This is a genomic window from Methylobacterium sp. WL119, from assembly GCF_008039875.1.
In the GTDB taxonomy this organism is placed as follows: Bacteria; Pseudomonadota; Alphaproteobacteria; order Rhizobiales; family Beijerinckiaceae; genus Methylobacterium.
In genome coordinates, this window is record NZ_VRUU01000200.1 from 1 (window position 1) to 2,868 (window position 2,868).

The window sequence follows — 2,868 nt, forward strand, 5'->3', positions numbered from 1 at the left end:
GTATAGTCGTGGGTCTGGGCAGCGGGATGGCCGGGGGCGAGCGGCCGATCGGGGCGGGTCCGCTCCAGGGCCTGGATCTGGCTCTTCTCGTCGATGGACAGCACCACCGCGTGGGCGGGTGGGTTCATGTAGAGGCCGACGACATCCTCGACCTTGGCGGCGAAGGCCGGGTCACGCGAGCGCTTGAACGTGCGCAGTCGATGCGGTTGGAGGCGGTGAGCGTCCCAGATCCGCTGCACGGCGCGCAACGATATCCCAACCGCCCGGGCTGCGGCACGTCCGGTCCAATGGGTGACCTCGCCTGGTGGCTCCGAGCAGGTCAGCGCCAGCACTTCAGGCACCGTCACGGTCGGGTGGGATGGCGTGCCGGGCGGACGCGTCTTGTCGCGCCGAAGACCTTCGACGCCCGCCTCAGCGTAGCGCTGCTGCCAGCGCCACACGGCCGGGCGGCTGACGCCCGCCCACCGAGCTACGTTCTGGACGCTCAAGCGCTCGGCTGAGAGTAGGACGATGCGGGCGCGCTGGATGTGCTTGAGTGGGCGCGATCGATCCTGCGCAATCGCAGCAAGCCGGGTCACGTCGGCTGCATCGGGAAGCACGCAGACAGTCTGAGCCATCGCCCAAACTCGCACACCTCATCCCGCCCGTGATGAATCCTTCGTCCGCGTCACCGCACTAGGATCGTTGCGCTCTCAAGCTCACCGGTCTCGTCGTCGGCAACGATCTTGAGCGCCGCGGTGCCGGGCATCCGGCCGGCCATAGTTTTGATCCGGCCGTATAGCTACAGCCAAGGCAACGATCTATTAACCATGTCCCGCCAGGTTGCCCTTAGCGACCGGCTGATGGCCGAGCGTCGGCAGAGCAGCACCGCCCGGGGGGGGCACGGTGCGGCCTCGCCGGCGCCGTCGCGAACCACTCAGCGCCGAGCCGAATTACCTTTGCTCTCGTCCTGAGCGAAGAGCCCAGCATGGCCAACGATCTAGAGGGCCCAGAGACCGGTAAAAGCGTAGCGTGGCGGTCGTCCTACAGGGGCGTCCTATCTCTCGATGATGACCGATCGAGCGTCGTCACCATCGATGCCCCCAACGATGAGGACGCGCTCGCGCTTATGAGTTGGATCGCTGAGGGCCGCGCGTTCGAGCTTTGGAACGGGCGCACATGGATCGGCCAGTCTCCCCTACGATAGCTCTCTGACCTCAAGCGGAGCGACGGAGCTTAGGCCTTGGATCGACGATGGATGATGCGCCTACTGTGCGTCGTCTACACCGACCATCCGCACGGTCGCGCCAAGCCGGGTACGATCGAGCCCCTTTCCGACGTAGCGCTCATCCACCCGGGCAACCTGTACCGGCGCTGGGGCACGCTCTAGGAACGTCAGATCGCCCCGCACGGCCTGTTCGAGCTGAGACCGCACCGCGCTGTCCGCCAGCATCGCAAGGCCTCCCACGGTCGCTACAGCGAGGACGCTGCGGGTGATGATCGAGGTGAGGGTGAGCACTGGGAGGCACCTGAAGGATGCCTAATGGTAGCCGAAGGGCTCTAAGAAGGCTGCTACGCCTGCGCCACAGCCGGCACAAAAAGCGAACGGGCCTACCGGATGGTGAGCCTGTTCGCGGGCTTCAGTAAGCGCGAGACCGGGGCGGCGGGGGCGGGCCATCATCGTCGTCGTCATCCGGTGGAGGTGGTCCACGACGACGCGGCGGAGGTGGCGGCCTGTCGTCATCGAAGTCCGGCGGAGGCGGCCTGTAGCGGTGAGGCGGAGGCCGTGGCCTGTCGAAGTCCTCGTCCGGCGGGGGTGGAGGGCGCCGATCGTCGTAGGGCTGTGCCGAAGCGCCGGCCACTGCGAGGACGAACAGAGCAGCGCCGGCGAATAATGCGCGCATGGGATCTCCATAGGACGGGCGCCCGGGGAGCGCCGTCACGGATGAACGATCAGCTAGGCCTCTAGGTTCGCTCAGAAGGCGCCTTCAGCCGCGAGATCGTGCTGTGGCTGACGTTGTAGCTCCGACCGATCTCCGCACAGCTCTCGCCAGCCTCGCGCCGTGCCAAGGCCTCCCGCTGCTGATGGTGCGTGAGCTTGTGCTTCGGCCCTAAGCGGATGCCGCGTTCCCGTGCCCGCTTCAGCCCCTCCCCTGTGCGCGCCCGGATCAGCTCGCGCTCGAACTCGGCAAGGCCGCCGAGGATCGTGACCATCAGCTGGCCGTGCGCCGTGGTCGTATCGGCCCAGGCATCCGCTAGGGAGCGGAAGCCTGCGCCACGCCGCGTGATCTCTTCGAGGACGTTCAAGAGGTCACGTGTCGATCAGGCGAGGCGATCCAGGCGCATGACTATGAGGATGTCCCCGGAGGCGAGGCGGCCGATCGCGCGCTTGAGCGCGGCTCGGTCCGCACGTGACCCGCTGGCGGTCTCCTGGAAAACCTGGGAGCAGCCTTCAGCTGTCAACCACTCGACCTGTGCGGCAAGGCTCTAGTGGTAGTGGAGACGCGCGCATAGCCGTAGATCATGCCTCAGTCGTGCACAGGAGTTCTGCACGAAGAATGAGAGGCGATCTCAACGGCTTGGCTCCCGTGCACAATCCCAGAAGTGTGCATATTTAGATCTGATCTTGGAATGCTGAGAACCACACCGTCACGAGCAAGCGTGGCTCCTGGGCAGGGCTGATGCTACACTAAGAGCGCCTAACAGAACCGCCTGATTTGGTTGAGGGTGATGAGACTGGCGGCGAGGTTGGTGAAGGCCTCGTAGATGTCGGCGCGACGCTCGTAGCGTACGGGCAGGCGTCGGAAACGGTTGAACCAGGCATGGGTGCGCTCGACTACCCAACGGTGACGCCCAAGCTTCTCGCTGCTGTCGATCCCGCGCCGAGCG

General features: G+C 65.8%; 4 protein-coding genes and 1 pseudogene. 1 reads left to right on the forward strand and 4 read right to left on the reverse strand.

Annotated features, from left to right (window positions below; all coding sequences use genetic code 11):
* The coding region (locus tag FV227_RS28240; protein ID WP_147860447.1) for an IS630 family transposase at positions 1–617 on the reverse strand (617 nt) is incomplete at its 3' end.
* Positions 618–1,237: 620 nt separating this feature from the next.
* Between FV227_RS28240 and FV227_RS30430 the strand changes: the two genes are divergently transcribed.
* Positions 1,238–1,369: a hypothetical protein gene (locus tag FV227_RS30430; protein WP_281406302.1), complete on the forward strand. Its 132-nt coding sequence runs from the start codon at positions 1,238–1,240 to the stop codon at positions 1,367–1,369.
* 575 nt (positions 1,370–1,944) lie between these two features.
* Here FV227_RS30430 and FV227_RS30520 read toward each other — a convergent pair.
* The 3 genes and pseudogenes from FV227_RS30520 to FV227_RS28255 all read right to left on the reverse strand — a co-directional run.
* A complete protein-coding gene (locus FV227_RS30520) occupies positions 1,945–2,049 on the reverse strand; it encodes a hypothetical protein (RefSeq protein WP_246686695.1) in 105 nt (34 codons plus the stop codon).
* Positions 2,050–2,160: 111 nt separating this feature from the next.
* Positions 2,161–2,442, reverse strand: a pseudogene (locus FV227_RS30525) (recombinase family protein); the annotation flags it as partial.
* Between the two features lie 236 nt (positions 2,443–2,678).
* The coding region (locus FV227_RS28255) for a transposase (RefSeq protein ID WP_147859662.1) at positions 2,679–2,868 on the reverse strand (190 nt) is incomplete at its 5' end.